We start from the raw sequence: 16,526 nt of genomic DNA on the forward strand, positions 1-16,526 counted from the left end.
GAACGAGCTTGCGAGTCCCGCAGTCGCGAATGAAAGGCGACTCTGATGACCGACGTAGCCAAGCAGACCGAGACCGTCACCCTCACCATCGACGGCGTCGAGGTCACCGCCCCGAAGGGGGCGCTGCTGATCCGGGTCGCCGAGCAGATGGGCACCGAGATCCCCCGGTTCTGCGACCACCCGCTGCTGGCCCCGGCCGGCGCGTGCCGGCAGTGCCTGGTCGAGGTGGAGGGGCAGCGCAAGCCGGTCGCCTCCTGCACCCAGACCGTCGCCGACGGCATGGTCGTCCGGACCCAGCTCACCTCCCCGGTGGCCCAGAAGGCGCAGGAGGGGGTGATGGAGCTGCTGCTCCTCAACCACCCGCTCGACTGCCCGATGTGCGACAAGGGCGGCGAGTGCCCGCTGCAGAACCAGGCGATGTCCACCGGCCGCACCGACTCGCGCTTCCACGAGCACAAGCGGGAGTACGAGAAGCCGATGGCGATCAGCAGCCAGGTGCTGCTGGACCGCGAGCGCTGCGTGCTCTGCCAGCGCTGCACCCGGTTCTCCGAGGAGATCGCCGGCGACAAGTTCATCGACCTGATGGGCCGGTCGTCCGCCGAGGAAATCAACATCTACCGGGACGACGCGTACGGCGAGCAGGGCGACGACGGTGATGTGCCGTTCAACTCCTACTTCTCCGGCAACACGGTGCAGATCTGCCCGGTGGGGGCGCTGACCGGCGCGCAGTACCGGTTCCGGGCCCGTCCGTTCGACCTGGTGTCCAGCCCGAGCGTCTGCGAGCACTGCTCGGCCGGCTGCGGGCAGCGCACCGACTGGCGGCGCGGCAAGGTGCTGCGCCGGCTCGCCGGTGACGAGCCGGCCGTGAACGAGGAGTGGAACTGCGACAAGGGCCGCTGGGGTTTCCAGTACACCCGGTCCACCGAGCGGTTGACCACCCCGCTGGTCCGCGACGAGCACACCGGTGAGCTGCGGGAGGCGTCCTGGAGTGAGGCGCTGACCCGGGCCGCCGAGGGGCTGCACGCGGCCCGCGAGGGCGGCCAGGGCACGGCGGTGCTCACCGGCGGTCGGCTGACCGTCGAGGACGCCTACGCGTACGCGAAGTTCGCCCGGGTCGCGCTGAACACCAACGACATCGACTTCCGGGCCCGGCCGGTCTCCCGTGAGGAGGCCGACTTCCTGGCCAGCTCGGTCGCCGGGGTCACCGACGTCACCTACACCGACGTGGAGAACGCGCCGGCCGTGGTGCTGGTGGGCCTGGAGCCGGAGGAGGAGTGCCCGATCCTCTTCCTGCGGCTGCGCAAGGCGTACCTCAAGAAGACCCTGACGGTGTACGCGCTGGCGCCGTTCGCCACGCGCGGCCTGGAGAAGCTCGGCACCAAGCTGGCCCGGGTCGTGCCGGGCGAGGAGGCGAGCGTGCTCGCCGAGCACGCCACGGTCACCGAGGCGCTCAGCGCGCCCGGCGCGATCCTCATCGTCGGCGAGCGGCTGGCCACCGTGCCGGGCGGGCTCTCCGCGGCGGCGGACGTGGCCCGGCGTACCGGCGCGAAGCTGGCCTGGGTGCCGCGGCGCGCGGGTGACCGTGGCGCGGTCGACGCGGGCTGCCTGCCCAACCTGCTCCCCGGGGCCGGCTGGTCACCGAGCCGGCCGCGCGGGCCGAGCTGGGCGAGGCGTGGGACATTCCGGCCGGGGTGATCCCCAGCCAGGCCGGTCGGGACACCGACGGCATCCTGGCGGCGGCGGCCAACGGACAGCTCGGCGCGCTGCTGGTCGGCGGCGTCGACCCGGCCGACCTGGCCGACCCGCGACTGGCCGAGGCCGCGCTGGACGCGGTGCCGTTCCTGGTGAGCCTGGAACTGCGCGCCAGCGCGGTGACCCGGCGGGCCGACGTGGTGCTGCCGGTCGCCCCGGTGGTCGAGAAGGCCGGCAGCTTCCTCGACTGGGAGGGCCGGCTGCGTCCGTTCGAGGCGGTGCTGAACACCGCCGCGATGACCGACGGGCGGGTGCTCGACGCGCTGGCCGCGCTCCTCGACGTAAGCCTCGGCACCGCCGACGTGCCGAGTGTCCGCCGCGAGCTGGGCTCGCTGCCGGCCACGCGCACGACCCGGCCGTCCGCGCCGTCGGTGTCGCCGGGCACGGTGCCGCACCCGGGCGCCGGGGAGGCCGTGCTGGCGACCTGGCACCAGCTCGTCGACAACGGCACCCTGACCGAGGGCGACGAGAACCTCGCCGGGACCGCCCGCCCGCCGGTGGTCCGGCTGGGCAAGGGCACCGCCGAGGCGCTCGGTGTCGCCGACGGTGACGCGGTCACGGTCGGCACCGACCGGGGTGCGCTGACCCTGCCGGCGGAGATCACCGAGATGCCGGACGGCGTGGTCTGGCTGCCCACGAACTCACCCGGTTCGACCGTGCGACGCAGCCTCGGGGCGACGTCCGGCACGGTCGTCCGGATCTCCGTCCCCGCATCGGGTACGGCCATCCCGGCCGGACGCGTGGCGGCCGACGAGACCATCCTCAGTTCTGGGGGTAACCAGTGAACTCGATCGTCCTGGCTCAGGACCCGACGCTCGCCGACTTCGGTCGGGATCCGTGGTGGCTGGTTCTCGGCAAGATTGTCTTCGCCTTCGCGTTCGGTCTGCTGGCCACCCTGCTCGGTGTCTGGTTCGAACGGCGCGTGGTCGGTTACATGCAGGTGCGGCCCGGCCCGAACCAGGTCGGCCCGCTCGGCCTGCTGCAGACCCTCGCCGACGGCCTGAAGATGGCCTTCAAGGAGGACATCCTCCCGAAGGCGGCCGACAAGGTCGTCTACTTCTTCGCACCGACGATCTCGGTGATCTGCGCGGTCACCGCGCTGTCGGTGGTGCCGTTCGGCCCGATGGTGAGCATCTTCGGCCACCACACGCCGTTGCAGGTCACCGACGTGCCGGTGGCCGTGCTCCTGCTGCTGGCCTGCTCCTCCATGGGCGTCTACGGCATCGTGCTGGGCGGCTGGGCCTCCGGCTCGACGTACCCGCTACTCGGCGGTCTCCGGTCGAGCGCCCAGATGATCTCGTACGAGGTCGCGATGGGCCTGAGCATCGTGGCGGTCTTCATGACCGCCGGCACGATGAGCACCAGCGGGATCGTCGCCGCACAGGGTGACGCCACCCGGCTGACCATCTTCGGCACCGAGATCCCGGCCCCGGGCTGGTACGCGATCCTGCTGCTGCCCAGCTTCGTCATCTTCTTCATCGCCACCGTGGGTGAGACCAACCGGGCGCCGTTCGACCTGCCCGAGGCCGAGTCCGAGCTGGTCGCCGGCTTCATGACCGAGTACAGCTCGCTGAAGTTCGCGCTCTTCATGCTCAGCGAGTACGTCGCGATGGTGACCATGTCCGCGGTCACCACCACGCTGTTCCTCGGCGGCTGGCGGGCACCCTGGCCGATCACGCTGTGGGAGGGCGCCAACTCCGGTTGGTGGCCGATGCTCTGGTTCTTCGGCAAGGTGATCGCGCTGGTCTTCGTCTTCGTGTGGCTGCGCGGCACGCTGCCCCGACTGCGCTACGACCAGTTCATGCGCTTCGGCTGGAAGGTGCTGCTGCCGATCAACCTGGTCTGGATCCTGGTCCTGTCGGGCCTGCGCTCGATCGAGGACTGGGACACGCGCGGCAAGGTCATCGCCGTCAGCATTCCGGCCGGCATCCTGCTGCTCGCCACGCTCTTCTGGCCGAGCCGCAAGCCGCAGCCGCAGCCGACCACGCAGGAGCAGGTCGACAGCCGGCCGTACGGGAGCTTCCCGCTGCCGCCGATGGATCTACAGGTACCACCGAGCCCGCGTATCACGCGCGTGGTCGCCGAGCGGGAGCCGGCCAACATCGTCGCCGGCTCGGACTCCAGGGAGGTGTGACGTGGGCGCGATCACCGGAACGTTCAAGGGATTCGGTGTCACCTTCTCGCACATGTTCAGGAAGGTCGTCACCACCGACTACCCGTTCAAGCCGCCGGTGTCGGCGCCGCGCTACCACGGGCGGCACATCCTCAACCGGCACCCGGACGGCCTGGAGAAGTGCATCGGCTGCGAGCTGTGCGCCTGGGCCTGCCCGGCGGACGCGATCTACGTCGAGGGCGGCGACAACACCGACGAGCAGCGCTTCTCGCCGGGTGAGCGGTACGCCAGCACCTACCAGATCAACTACGCGCGGTGCATCTTCTGCGGACTGTGCATCGAGGCCTGCCCGACCCGTTCGCTCACCATGAGCAACGAGTACGAGCTGGCCCGGGACAACCGACAGGACCTGATCTTCACCAAGGAGCAGTTGCTCGCCCCGCTGTTGGAGGGCATGGAGCAGCCGCCGCACCCGATGCGGCTGGGTGACAGCGAGAAGGACTACTACGTCGGCGCGCTGGACAACCCGGGCACCTCCGCCGGTGCCGAGACGTCGCCGATGGGCCCCGGCCGCTACCAGGTCGAGGAGCACCCCGGCGTGACGTTCCCGGGCGCCGAGCAGGCCGCCCAGCGTGCGGCGGTCGGCAAGGGAGAGAACGCATGACCACGTCTACGGTGCTCGCCGCGGCGGGCGGGGTGTCCGGCGGCGAGCAGGTCACCTTCTGGATCCTCGCGCCGCTCGCGCTGATCGGCGCGATCGGCATGGTGGCGGCCCGCAACGCGGTGCACTCGGCGCTCTGGCTGGTGCTGACCATGCTCTGCCTGGGCGTGTTCTACGTGCTCCAGGCCGGGCCCTTCATCGGCATGGTGCAGATCATCGTCTACACCGGCGCGATCATGATGCTCTTCCTGTTCGTGCTGATGCTCGTCGGCCGGGACGCGTCCGACTCGCTGATCGAGACCCTGCGCGGTCAGCGGGTCGCGGCGATCGTGCTGGGGCTGGGCTTCGCCGGCCTCGTCGGCGGCGCCCTCTACCGGGCCGTCGGGGGTACCACCGCCGTCGGCCTGGACGAGGCCAACGCGGAGGGGAACGTGCAGGGCATCGCCCGCCTGCTGTTCACGAAGTACGTCTTCGCGTTCGAGCTGACCTCGGCGCTGCTGATCACCGCGGCGGTCGGCGCCATGGTGCTCGCGCACGTCGAGCGGCGCAAGCAGGACAAGATGGACCAGCCGGCGACCATGCGGGCCCGCTTCGCGCCGGGCAACTACCCGGGCCCCAAGCCGGGCCCCGGCGTCTTCGCGACCTCCTCCTCGGTGGCCACCCCGGCGCGACTGCCGGACGGCCGGCTCACCGAGCGGAGCACGCCGGACATCCTGCCGGTGCGTGAGCTGACCGCGCAGGAGACCACTCTGAAGGGGACCGACCGGTGACTCCTGATTACTACCTGGTGCTGGCCGCGGTGCTGTTCACCATCGGCGCCGCCGGGGTGCTCGTCCGGCGCAACGCGCTCGTGCTGTTCATGTGTGTCGAGCTGATGCTCAACGCGGCCAACCTGACGCTGGTCACCTTCAGCCGGATCAACGGTGACCTCAACGGCCAGATCATGGCGTTCTTCGTGATGGTGGTGGCCGCCGCCGAGGTCGTGGTCGGCCTCGCGATCATCATGGCCATCTTCCGGACGCGACGCTCGGCGAGCGTCGACGACGCCAACCTGCTGAAGTACTAAAGGGGTCCACCGGTGGAAGAGACTGTGGAATACGCCCAGGCCACGGGGCTGCTCGGGGGCGTCTGGCTGCTGGTGGCGATCCCGCTGGTCAGCGCGGCCATCCTGCTGCTGCTCGGTCGGCGGGCCGACCGCTGGGGGCACTGGTTGGGCGTCGCGGCCATCGGCGCCGCGTTCGTGCTCGGGCTGGCGTCCTTCTTCCAGCTGCGGGGCCTGGAGAACAAGTCGGTCGAGCTGAGCCTGTGGGACTTCATCGCGGTCGGTGACCTGCGGGTCGACTTCGGCCTGCTGTTCGACCCGCTGGCCGCCGTCTTCGTGCTCCTCATCACCGGCGTCGGCTTCCTGATCCACCTGTACGCCGTCGAGTACATGGCGCACGACGCGGGTCGCCGCCGGTTCTTCGCGTACTTCAACCTGTTCGTCGCCGCCATGCTGCTGCTGGTGCTCGGCAACAACTACGTGATGCTCTACTTCGGCTGGGAGGGCGTCGGTCTGGCGTCGTACCTGCTGATCTCCTTCTGGTACGGACGGCCGAGCGCCGCCACGGCCGGCAAGAAGGCGTTCCTGATGAACCGGGTCGGTGACACCGGCCTCGCCATCGGCATCTTCATCATGTTCGCGACCCTGGGCACCACCCAGTACGACGAGGTCTTCAACGGCGTCGGCTCGCTGACCGGCACCACCGTGCTGGTCCTCGGCCTGTTGCTGCTGCTCGGCGCGGCCGGTAAGTCCGGCCAGTTCCCGTTGCAGGCGTGGCTGCCGGACGCGATGGAGGGCCCCACCCCGGTGTCGGCGCTCATCCACGCCGCCACCATGGTCACCGCCGGCGTGTACCTGATCGCCCGCTCCAACCCGATCTTCTCCGCGAACTCGACGCTCCAGCTCGTGGTGGTCAGCGTCGGCGCGCTCACCCTGCTGATGGGCTGCATCATCGGCGCGGCCAAGGACGACATCAAGCGGGTGCTCGCCTGGTCGACGGTGAGCCAGATCGGCTACATGTTCCTCGGCGTCGGCCTCGGCGGTGGGGCGTACGCGCTGGCCATCGTGCACCTGCTGGCGCACGGCTTCTTCAAGGCCAACATGTTCCTGGGCGCCGGCTCGGTCATGCACGGCATGAAGGACCAGGTGGACATCCGCCGCTTCGGTGGGCTGTCGTCGTACATGAAGGTCACCTGGTTGACGTTCATGATGGGCTGGCTGGCCATCATCGGCATGTTCCCGTTCTCCGGCTTCTTCTCCAAGGAGCCGATCATCGTGGCCGCCTTCGAGCGGGAGGACTGGACCGCCTGGCTCTACGGCGGTGCGGCGCTGCTCGGTGCGGGCCTGACCGCGTTCTACATGACGCGGCTGTTCGTGCTCACCTTCCACGGCCCGAAGCGGTGGACCGAGGACATCGAGCACCCGCACGAGTCGCCGAAGCTGATGACGGTCCCGCTGATCCTGCTGGCGATCGGCTCGGTCGGCGCCGGCTTCCTGCTCTCCACCTCCGTGCCGGACTGGCTGACGTCCACCGCCGGTCTGGGCGGCGAGCACGCGGAGCACGAGCCGGTCCTCTCGCACCTCGTGATCACCACGCTGTCGCTGTTGGTCACCGTGCTCGGCGCCGGCCTGGCCTGGTTCCTGTTCCGGGCCGGCACGGCCACCGCGCCGCAGCCGGCCGGGATCCTGGTCACCGCCGCCCGACGCAACCTCTACACCGACGCCGTCAACGAGGCGGTCTTCGAGAAGCCGGGCATCTTCCTCACCCGGGCGCTGGTCTTCCTCGACAACCGGGGCATCGACGGTCTCGTCAACGGGCTGGCCGCCGCCGTCGGCGGTGGTTCGGGTCGGCTCCGGCGGATGCAGACCGGCTTCGTCCGCTCGTACGCCACCTCGATCCTGGCCGGCGCGCTGCTGGTGATGGCGGCGTTCCTCGCGGTGCAGGCGGGGTGGTTGGCGTGATCGACCTCAATGCGCCCGCCCCCGCCGGCGGACCAGGCATCCACGACGGAGGTAAGGCCGCATAATGTCCAACTTCAGGTTCCTCTCGGTGCTCACCGTGGCGCCACTGGTGGGCGCTCTGGTGGTGGCCTTCCTGCCGCGCCGCAGGCCCGAGCTGGCCAAGCAGGTGGCGTTCGCCTGGTCGCTGCTGGTGCTGGTGCTCTCGGTGGTGATGTGGGTCAGCTTCAAGGCCGGCGGTGACCGGTTCCAGTTCCGTGAGTCGTACACCTGGATCCCGAACTGGGGTGTCAGCTTCACGTTCGCCGCCGACGGCATCGCGCTGGTGATGCTGATGCTGATCGCGGTCCTGGTGCCGCTGGTGATCCTGGCGTCCTGGCACGACGCCGAGTCGTCCAAGCGGTCCATCCCGGTCTACTTCGCGCTGCTGCTGATCCTCGAGAGCACGATGATCGGCGTCTTCGCGGCCGCCGACGTCTTCCTGTTCTACGTGTTCTTCGAGGTCATGCTCGTGCCGATGTACTTCCTGATCGGCAGCTACGGCGGCCACCAGCGGCAGTACGCGGCGGTGAAGTTCTTCCTCTACTCGCTGGTCGGCGGCCTGTTCATGCTGGCCGCGGTGATCGGCCTGTGGGTGGTCGGTGGCAAGACGTTCGACTGGCAGGCTCTCTCGCAGGTCGACATCAGCACCGGCACCGAGCGGTGGCTGTTCCTCGGCTTCTTCCTCGCGTTCGCGATCAAGGCCCCGTTCTTCCCCTTCCACACCTGGCTGCCGGACGCCGGTGGCGCCGCCCCGGCGGGTGCCGCCGCGCTGCTGGTCGGTGTGCTGGACAAGGTCGGCACGTTCGGCATCCTGCGCTACTGCCTGCCGCTGTTCCCCGAGGCGTCGAAGTGGTTCGCGCCCTGGGCGCTGGCGTTGGGCGTGATCGGCATCATCTACGCGGCGCTGCTGGCGGTCGGTCAGAACGATCTCAAGCGGCTGGTGTCGTACACCTCGATCGCGCACTTCGGGTTCATCGGGGTGGGCATCTTCGCGTTCACCACCCAGGCCGGCACCGGCGCGGTGCTCTACATGCTCAACCACGGCCTGGCCACCGGCCTGCTCTTCCTCGTGGTGGGCATGCTCGTCGCCCGGCGTGGCTCGGCGTTGATCAGTGACTTCGGTGGGGCCGGCAAGCTGGTCCCGGTGCTCGCCGGTGTGCTGTTCTTCGCCGGTCTGGCCTCGCTCGCCCTGCCGGGGACCGCGCCGTTCATCTCCGAGTTCCTGGTGCTGATCGGCACGTTCACGGTGAACAAGCCGGTGGCGGTCATCGCCACGCTCGGCATCATCCTGGCGGCGGCGTACGTGCTGTGGATGGTGCAACGCACCACGCAGGGCACGCTCAACCCGGCGCTGACCGAGGTCGACGGTATGCGCCGGGACCTCAGCCTGCGGGAGAAGGTCGTGGTCGCCCCGCTGATCGCGCTGATCGTGCTGCTCGGCTTCTACCCCAAGCCGGTCACCGACGTGATCAACCCGGCCGTCCAGGCGACCATGGACGACATCGGCAGGACCGACCCCCCGCCGTCCGTGGGCGGCACCGTCCAGGAGGCGGCAAAGTGACCGAGTTGAAACTGCCGTCGCTCGACTACGCGGCGCTCGCCCCGATCCTGATCATGCTGGGCACCGCGTTGCTCGGCGTGCTGGTCGAGGCCTTCGTGCCCCGGCGCTCGCGACACCTGGTGCAGCTGACGCTGGCACTGCTGGCCGTGCTCGCCGCGCTGACCATGGTGGTCCTCAACGCCGACGACCGGCTCATCACGGCCGGTCAGGCCATCGCGGTGGACGGACCGACGCTGTTCCTCCAGGGCGCGATCCTGGTGCTGGCGGCCATGGCGCTGCTCCTGATCGGCGACCGCTCCGTCGAGCGGGGCGGCGCGTTCGTCGCCCAGGCCGCCGTGACTGCCGAGTCGGCCGACGACCGGAAGCAGGCTGAGGGCCGCAACGGCCTCACCGAGGTGTACCCGCTCGTCACGTTCGCCATCGGCGGCATGCTGATCTTCGTGGCGGCGAACGACCTGCTGACCATGTTCATCGCGCTGGAAGTCTTCTCCCTCCCGCTGTACCTGCTCTGCGCGCTGGCTCGCCGCCGGCGGCTGCTGAGCCAGGAAGCGGCGATGAAGTACTTCCTGCTCGGCGCGTACGCGTCGGCGTTCTTCCTGTTCGGTGTGGCCCTGATCTACGGCTTCACCGCCGGTGTTCCGGGCCGTTCCGCCGGTGTCGACTTCGCGACCGTCAACGCGGCGGTGAGTGAGTCTCCGGCCAGCCCGGTGCTGCTCTTCGCCGGTATGGCGCTGCTCGCCATCGGTCTGCTCTTCAAGGCCGCCGCGGCCCCGTTCCACGTCTGGACCCCGGACGTCTACCAGGGCGCGCCGACCCCGGTCACCGGCTTCATGGCGGCCTGCACCAAGGTCGCCGCGTTCGGCGCCCTGCTGCGCGTCTTCCACGTCGCGTTCGAGGGCGGGGGTTGGGACTTCACCCCGGTTCTCGGCGCGGTGGCGGTGCTGACCATGCTGATCGGCGCGGTGCTCGCGGTCACCCAGACGGACATCAAGCGGCTGCTCGCGTACTCCTCGATCGCGAACGCCGGCTACCTGCTGGTCGGCGTGCTGGCCCCGAGCAAGGACGGGCTGTCCGGCACGATGTTCTACCTGGTCGCGTACGGCTTCTCGGTGCTCGCCGCGTTCGCCGTGGTGACCCTGGTCCGGGACGCGGACGGCGAGGCCACCCACCTGTCCCGGTGGGCGGGGTTGGGCCGGCGCTCGCCGTTCTTCGCCGCGCTGTTCACGTTCATCCTGCTGGCCTTCGCCGGTATCCCGCTGACCAGCGGATTCACCAGCAAGTTCGCCATCTTCGGGCCGGCCCTGGAGGGCGGTCAGGCGTGGCTGGTGATCGCCGGTGTGCTGACCAGCATGGTGCTCGCGTTCCCGTACCTGCGGGTCGTGGTGATGATGTGGCTGTCCGAGCCGGGCGAGTCCACCCCGACCGTGACCGTGCCGGGCGGGCTCACCTCCGCCGCCCTGATGATCGGCGTGTTGGCCACCCTGGCGCTGGGTGTCGCCCCGTCGCCGCTGCTCGACCTGGCTACCGGAGCCGCCGAATTCGTGCGGTGAGACGTGGCTCGACCACCGGGGGCCGGCGCGCGACAGCGTGCCGGCCCCCGGTGCGTATCCCCGAGCCGGAGCAGGTAGAACGGGTGTGGCATGGTTGATGGTGTGGTGATTCCGGCTGGCGAGCGTTCAGGTGCCACCGGTTCCGGCGGTCGCCGGGGTCGGGCGAGCATGAGTCAGTTCGGCGCGCTCGGCCTTCATCTCGCCGATCCCCGCGTCGAGGCATCCGTGCTGGGTCTGCTGGAAGCGGTCGAGGTCGAGCTGAGTGCCAGTGTGGCCAGCGCCGACCCGTTCGTCTCCGAGGCGGCCCGGCACCTTCTCGACGCCGGGGGCAAGCGGTTCCGGCCGCTGCTGGTGGCGCTCGGCGCCCAGTTCGGCGATCCCACGGGCGCGCAGGTGGTCCCGGCGGCCGTGGTGATGGAGCTCACGCACCTGGCCACCCTCTACCACGACGACGTGATGGACGAGGCGGACGTGCGGCGGGGCGCGCCGAGCGCCAACTCGCGTTGGACGAACTCGCTCGCCATCCTGGTCGGCGACTACCTCTTCGCCCGCGCCGCGGACATCGCGGCGGACCTGGGCCCGGAGGCCGTCCGGTTGCAGGCGCGCACCTTCGCCCGGCTCGTGCACGGGCAGATCGCCGAGACGGTGGGGCCGCGTGCCGGCGACGACCCGGTCGTGCACTACCTGAACGTGATCGCCGAGAAGACCGGCTCCCTGATCGCCACGTCGGCCCGCTTCGGCGGCATGTTCAGTGGCGCTCCAGCGGAGTACGTCGAGGCGCTCGCCGGGTACGGCGAGACGATCGGTGTCGCCTTCCAGCTCTCCGACGACCTGCTCGACATCGCGTCCGAGTCGGTGCAGTCGGGCAAGACGCCCGGCACGGACCTGCGCGAGGGAGTCCCGACGCTCCCGGTGCTCTACGCCCGTGCGGCCGACGACTCCGACGCCTCCTCGGTGCGGCTGCGGGAGATCCTGGCGACCGGTCCGTTGACCGACGACGCGCTGCACGCCGAGGCGCTGGGGCTGCTGCGGGAGAGCCCGGCGCTCAAGCGTGCCCGGGAGACGGTGCGCAGCTACGCCGAGGAAGCCCGCGCCTGTCTGGCCCCGCTCCCCGCGAACTCGTCCCGCCAGGCTCTGGAGTCGCTCTGCGACTACATAGCCGACCGCACAAGCTGACCCACCCTCTCCCTCCTTCCCGGCTGGGGCCCACCTCCAGCTCCGGTGATCATGAAGTTATTGCCCCGACACGCCGTGTGATCGGGCAACAACTTCATGATCAACGAGTTCAGGGGTGCGGGGTTCTCAGGAGGCGGCTGCCCGTCAGCATCAGGGCGGCGGCCAGCAGCATCGACACCGAGGCCGTGGCCCACATCGTCGGGTAGCCCAGGTGGGCGGCGAGCGGGCCGAGGCTCAATGGGCCGAGGCAGCCGCCCGCGTACACCCCGGTCTGTGTGATCGAGGTGGCGGCGGCCGGAGCCTGCGGGTGCAGCCGGACCACCGCGAAGGTCATGAGGCCGGGCCACGCCCAGCCCAGGCCGAACCCGAGCACCACGCCCGCCACCAGCGGCACCGGGCCGGCCACCGCGAGCAGGCCCAGCCCGACCGCCCCGATCACCAGCATCGCGGCGATGAGCGCGACGTGACCGTTGGCCCGCCGGTCGGCCAGTCCGCCGGTGCCCACCCGGGCGACGACACAGACCGCGCTGCCCAGGGTCAGGGTGAGACCGGCGAGACCCGGCGAGAGGCCCCGGGCGGCGGCCGAGTCGACCAGGAAGGTGCCGAGCGCGTTGGCCGCGCCCGCCGCCAACGTCGCCGCCGCGCCGACGACCACCAGGGCCGTCGTGGCCCGGCCTCCGCCCGTCCCGTCGGCCCGACGCGCACGACCGGACACCTCCCGGGGTACGGCCGGCAGCGTGGTCAGCGCCGCGACTGCCGCCACCACGAACGCCCAACGCCAGCCGGCGGTGAGCGCGATGGTGGGCACCGCCGCGCCGGCCAGCAGCGTCGAGACCGGGATCGCCGCCTGCTTGACGCCGAACGACAGGCCCTGCCTCCTCGGCGGAACGTGCTCGGCGAGCGCCGCGTTGCTGGCCAGCTGCCCGAGGGCGTTAGCGGCGGCGCTGAGCGCAAGCAGGGCGAGCAGCACCTCGTACGAGCGGGCGAGCGCTGCCACGGCCAGCATCGACCCGGAGGCCAGCACGATGCCGCAGCGGGCCACCAGCGCCGGCCCGTACCGCTCGACGAGGCGTCCGGAGGGCACCGAGGCCAGCGCGCTCACGCCGAAGTAGACGGAGACGGCCAGGCCCAGCCCGGCAGGGGAGAAGCTCAGATCCGTACCCATCTGGACGGCGAGGCCGCCGAGCAGGAAGACGGGCAGTACGCAGGCCACGGTGGTGACCACGGCTCCGGCGCTGGCCCGGATGGGGCGGGTGCTGACGCGCGCGGGGGTGAGGACGGTGTCGGTCATCGTGCGGCAAACCTACGCGAGTCGCGCTCAGGCAACTCCTCGTGACCACTGGTGTACGAGGAGTGGATGGTGATCTGGCATCCTCGACCCGAACAGGCATTTCGCACGCGGCCTGTTTTTCATATGGTGTAAGTCCCCGGCGGCGGAGGTGGTTGTGCGCGACCCCTTGGCAGAACCTTCGGACCTGATCCGCAGCGTGTCCCGAGCACTGCGGGTGCTCGAGTCGGTCGGTCGTGCCCCGAAGGGCCTGACCGTCAAGCAGATCGCCCGACGGTGTGAGCTGACCGTGGCCACCACCTACCACCTCGTCCGCACCCTCGCGTACGAGGGTTACGTGATCCGTCGCGAGGACGGCACGTACATCGTGGGTCTCGAGGTGGCTGACCGTTACCGCGAGTTGGTGACCGCGTTCCGTGGGCCGCCGGTGGTCGGCGAGACGTTGCGACGCGCGGCAGTCGACACCGGTTACAGCCACTTTCTGGGTCGCTTCGTCGGCGGTCAGGTCGCCATCACGGCGGTGGCCGAGGGGCACCGTTCGCCGTACCTGGAGGATCTCGTTCCCGGCTTCGACGAGGGGGCCCACGCGACCGCTCTCGGCAAGTCCCTGCTCGCCACCCTGACCGCCGAGCAGCGTTTCCGCTATCTCCGCGAGTACGGCATGCGTCCCTTCACCAGCGCCACGCTGACCGCCACCGAGACGTTCGAGGCCGACCTGGCCGCCGGTGATCGCCGGGGGATGCAGTTGGAGTTGGGACAGTTCCGCCAGGGGGTGGCGTGCGCGGCGGTGCTCGTGGCACCCGACAAGGACATGGAACGTCGGGTCGTGCTGGCCTGCGCCCTGCCCGCGAGCGAGATGATGACCTCGGCCCGTGTCGTACGCGCGAAGCTGCTCACCGTCGCCCGTACGGTCGCCGACGGGATCGCCGCCGACCACTGACCCGCGATGCGCCAGAGGCCCTCTCCCGGGCTGGGAGAGGGCCTCTCGGGGCGGTCCAGCGCCGAACCGCCAGGGGAACGTCAGCTGCCCACCGGGCCGCCGTCGAGGCGCCAGGTGACCACCACGCCCGGCTTGGCGTAGTCGCCGTCGGGCCAGTTCGAGGCCGGGTTCTCCACCGAGGCGCCGGTGATCTCGCCCGGGTGCTGCACGGCGACGAACACCGAGCGGTTGTCGCCGGTGATGAACGGGCCGCAGGTCTCCGCGCCGATCGGCACGGTCAGGAACTGCTTGAGGTGGCCCTTCTCCGGACCCTCGACCGCGGTGGCGAAGAGGCCGTCGTTGCTGCCCAGCGCATTGCCGTCGGTGGAGATCCACAGGTTGCCGGTGGCGTCGAAGGCGACGTTGTCCGGGCAGGAGATCGGGGAGACCTGGTTCTTGTCGTACCCGGAGAAGAAGGTCGACGGGTCGGTCGGGTCGCCGCAGACGATCGGCAGCGACCAGGCGAACGTCTCCGACGTGTTGTCGTTGCGGTCCTCGACCAACTCCAGGATCTGCCCGTGCTTGTTGGCGTTGCGCGGGTTGGCCTCGTCCGCCGCCGCCTTGCCGGCCTTGCCGCGGTCGGTGTTGTTCGTCAGCGCCACGTACACCTTGCCGGTCAGCAGGCTCGGCTCGACGTCCTCGGGACGGTCCATTTTGGTCGCGCCGACCTTGTCACCGGCGAGCCGGGTGAAGGTGAGCACGTCCGCGGCGGTCATCCCGTCGACGAACGAGCGGTTGCCGCTGACCAGCTTGATCCAGCGGCCCCGACCGTTGAACGCTCCATCGGTGGGGAGCGTGCCGGAGCCGTCGATCTCGGCGGCGCTGGTCTGGTCGAGCTTCGCCACGTAGAGCGTGCCGGACTCCAGCAGGGTCAGGTTGTGCTTGCGGGCGGCCCAGGAGTTGCCCTTGAGGAACTTCTTGTCCGAGACGAACTTGTACAGGTAGTCGAACCGCTCGTCGTCGCCCATGTACGCGACCACGTGCCCGTCCTTGGCGACGATGACGTTCGCGCCCTCGTGCTTGAAGCGACCCATGGCGGTGTGCTTGCGCGGACGGCTCTCCGGGTCGAACGGGTCGATCTCGACGACCCACCCGAACCGGTGCGCCTCGTTGGGGTGCTTGGCCAGGTCGAAACGCTCGTCGGCGCGTTCCCACTTGCGGCTCCCGCTGGGATAGCGGCTTGCGGTGCTGATGCCGTACCGGTCGAGTTTCGGCTTCAGCTCGGCCGGGGCGGCGTCCGCGCCGACGAAGTACTGGTTGAAGTTCTCCTCACCGGAGAGCACGGTCCCCCACGGGGTGACGCCACCGGAGCAGTTGTTCAGCGTGCCGACGACCGTACGACCCTTGGGGTCGGCGGCGGTCTTCAGCCAGGCCGAGCCGGCGGCCGGGCCGGTCAGGTCGAACTTGGTGCTCAGCGCGGTCACCCGCCGGTTGTACGGCCGGCGGCCGTTGCCCACGGGCTTCCACTGCCCGGTGCCGCCGACCCGCTCCAGCTCCACCACGGACATGCCGTGCGCGGCCATGGCGGTGCGCAGCTGCTCCACGGAGAGTCCGTCCAGGCCGGGGAACCCGGGGAACATGAGGTCCTCGTTGGTGTACTCGTGGTTGACCACGAGCAGCGCCCGCCGGCCCTGCTTGTCCAGCGGCAGCACACCCACGAAGTCGTTGTTGTAGCCGAACTGCTTCGACTGCGCGGCGGCGCTCTGGTGGTGCAGGTCGAACGTCGGCGCGCCCGGCAGCACCGGGTCACCCCACTTGATCACCACGGCGTGGTCGTAGCCGTTCGGCACCACCAGGGTGTCCAGCTTGTTCGGCGGAATGGGCTTGAAGGTCAGCGCGCCGCTGCCGACACCCGTGGTGGGACGGCCGAAGCCGAAGTTCTCCGGCACGTCCGGGGTGGTGGGGGCCGCGCTGGCGGGGGCCGCGCCGGCCAGCGCGCCGACCGCCGCGCCGCCGAAGCCGAGCACCAGGGCGCCGACCGCGCCGGCCCGGACCACGCCGCGCCGGGAGACCTCCGCGTCCACCACGTCACCGAAGTACGCGTTCTCGGACGTGTTCGGTACGGGGTGGTCACAGGCGTTGCCGCAGCGGTAGAGGCAGGTCATGGCGTCACGGGTGCCGTGGCGCTTGCCGGTCAACAGCGGGAGCAGCCGGGGACGGTCGCTCATGGGGGAGGCCTCCAGGTGAGTGGGTGGCGCGACAGGCGGCGTACCAGCCGGACGCTAGGAGGACGCGGTGAGCGGTCGTCGGCCGCGATGTGAACCAGGCGTGAACACCTGCCCGGCCGCCAGTGGTCTGACCTCGGGCTGAACCGTTCGGCGTCACCACACGTATTCCCGGGCGGACGCACCGCCGGACCCGCGCCGGAAGTGAGGAGACCGCCATCAGCGACCATGACGCCCA

General features: G+C 70.3%; 11 protein-coding genes and 1 pseudogene. 10 read left to right on the plus strand and 2 right to left on the minus strand.

Features of this window, described 5'->3' with window-relative positions:
* Positions 1-45 precede the first annotated feature (45 nt).
* The 9 genes and pseudogenes from ACQP0N_RS01820 (at position 46) to ACQP0N_RS01860 (ending at position 11,856) form a co-directional block, all read left to right on the plus strand.
* Positions 46-2,537: pseudogene (locus ACQP0N_RS01820) on the plus strand (NADH-quinone oxidoreductase subunit G).
* Positions 2,534-3,886, plus strand: coding sequence for an NADH-quinone oxidoreductase subunit NuoH (gene nuoH / locus ACQP0N_RS01825; RefSeq protein ID WP_433117028.1), 1,353 nt, complete (start codon positions 2,534-2,536; stop codon positions 3,884-3,886). Before ACQP0N_RS01820 ends, nuoH begins: the two are co-directional and overlap by 4 nt.
* Position 3,887: 1 nt before the next feature.
* Positions 3,888-4,529, plus strand: coding sequence for an NADH-quinone oxidoreductase subunit NuoI (gene nuoI, locus ACQP0N_RS01830; protein ID WP_355048266.1), 642 nt, complete (start codon positions 3,888-3,890; stop codon positions 4,527-4,529).
* Positions 4,526-5,296, plus strand: a complete 771-nt coding sequence (locus ACQP0N_RS01835) for an NADH-quinone oxidoreductase subunit J (protein ID WP_433117030.1) — start codon at positions 4,526-4,528, stop codon at positions 5,294-5,296. Before nuoI ends, ACQP0N_RS01835 begins: the two co-directional genes overlap by 4 nt.
* Positions 5,293-5,592, plus strand: coding sequence for an NADH-quinone oxidoreductase subunit NuoK (gene nuoK / locus ACQP0N_RS01840; protein ID WP_355048264.1), 300 nt, complete (start codon positions 5,293-5,295; stop codon positions 5,590-5,592). The genes ACQP0N_RS01835 and nuoK overlap by 4 nt, the downstream gene beginning before the upstream one ends.
* Positions 5,593-5,604: 12 nt before the next feature.
* Positions 5,605-7,530: an NADH-quinone oxidoreductase subunit L gene (nuoL, locus tag ACQP0N_RS01845; RefSeq protein WP_355048263.1), complete on the plus strand. Its 1,926-nt coding sequence runs from the start codon at positions 5,605-5,607 to the stop codon at positions 7,528-7,530.
* 64 nt (positions 7,531-7,594) lie between these two features.
* On the plus strand, positions 7,595-9,130 hold the full coding sequence (locus tag ACQP0N_RS01850) for an NADH-quinone oxidoreductase subunit M (RefSeq protein ID WP_433117033.1): 1,536 nt from the start codon (positions 7,595-7,597) through the stop codon (positions 9,128-9,130).
* The gene (gene nuoN, locus ACQP0N_RS01855) at positions 9,127-10,680 is read left to right on the plus strand and encodes an NADH-quinone oxidoreductase subunit NuoN (RefSeq protein WP_433117035.1); all 1,554 of its coding nucleotides are present in this window, start codon (positions 9,127-9,129) and stop codon (positions 10,678-10,680) included. Before ACQP0N_RS01850 ends, nuoN begins: the two co-directional genes overlap by 4 nt.
* Positions 10,681-10,770: 90 nt before the next feature.
* The gene (locus ACQP0N_RS01860; protein ID WP_433117037.1) at positions 10,771-11,856 is read left to right on the plus strand and encodes a polyprenyl synthetase family protein; all 1,086 of its coding nucleotides are present in this window, start codon (positions 10,771-10,773) and stop codon (positions 11,854-11,856) included.
* 109 nt (positions 11,857-11,965) lie between these two features.
* Here the strand turns inward: ACQP0N_RS01860 and ACQP0N_RS01865 are convergent, their stop codons facing one another.
* Positions 11,966-13,147, minus strand: a complete 1,182-nt coding sequence (locus tag ACQP0N_RS01865) for an MFS transporter (RefSeq protein ID WP_433117039.1) — start codon at positions 13,145-13,147, stop codon at positions 11,966-11,968.
* 154 nt (positions 13,148-13,301) lie between these two features.
* Here ACQP0N_RS01865 and ACQP0N_RS01870 point away from each other — a divergent pair, with 154 nt between their 5' ends.
* Positions 13,302-14,084, plus strand: coding sequence for an IclR family transcriptional regulator (locus ACQP0N_RS01870; RefSeq protein ID WP_357123556.1), 783 nt, complete (start codon positions 13,302-13,304; stop codon positions 14,082-14,084).
* An 80-nt stretch (positions 14,085-14,164) separates the two neighbouring features.
* On the opposite strand, the gene ACQP0N_RS01875 is transcribed toward ACQP0N_RS01870, so the two are convergent.
* Complete coding sequence (locus tag ACQP0N_RS01875; RefSeq protein ID WP_433117041.1) at positions 14,165-16,291, minus strand: PhoX family protein; 2,127 nt, start codon at positions 16,289-16,291, stop codon at positions 14,165-14,167.
* Positions 16,292-16,526: the final 235 nt, after the last annotated feature.

The organism is Micromonospora sp. CA-246542 (assembly GCF_050942905.1).
Lineage (GTDB): Bacteria > Actinomycetota > Actinomycetes > Mycobacteriales > Micromonosporaceae > Micromonospora.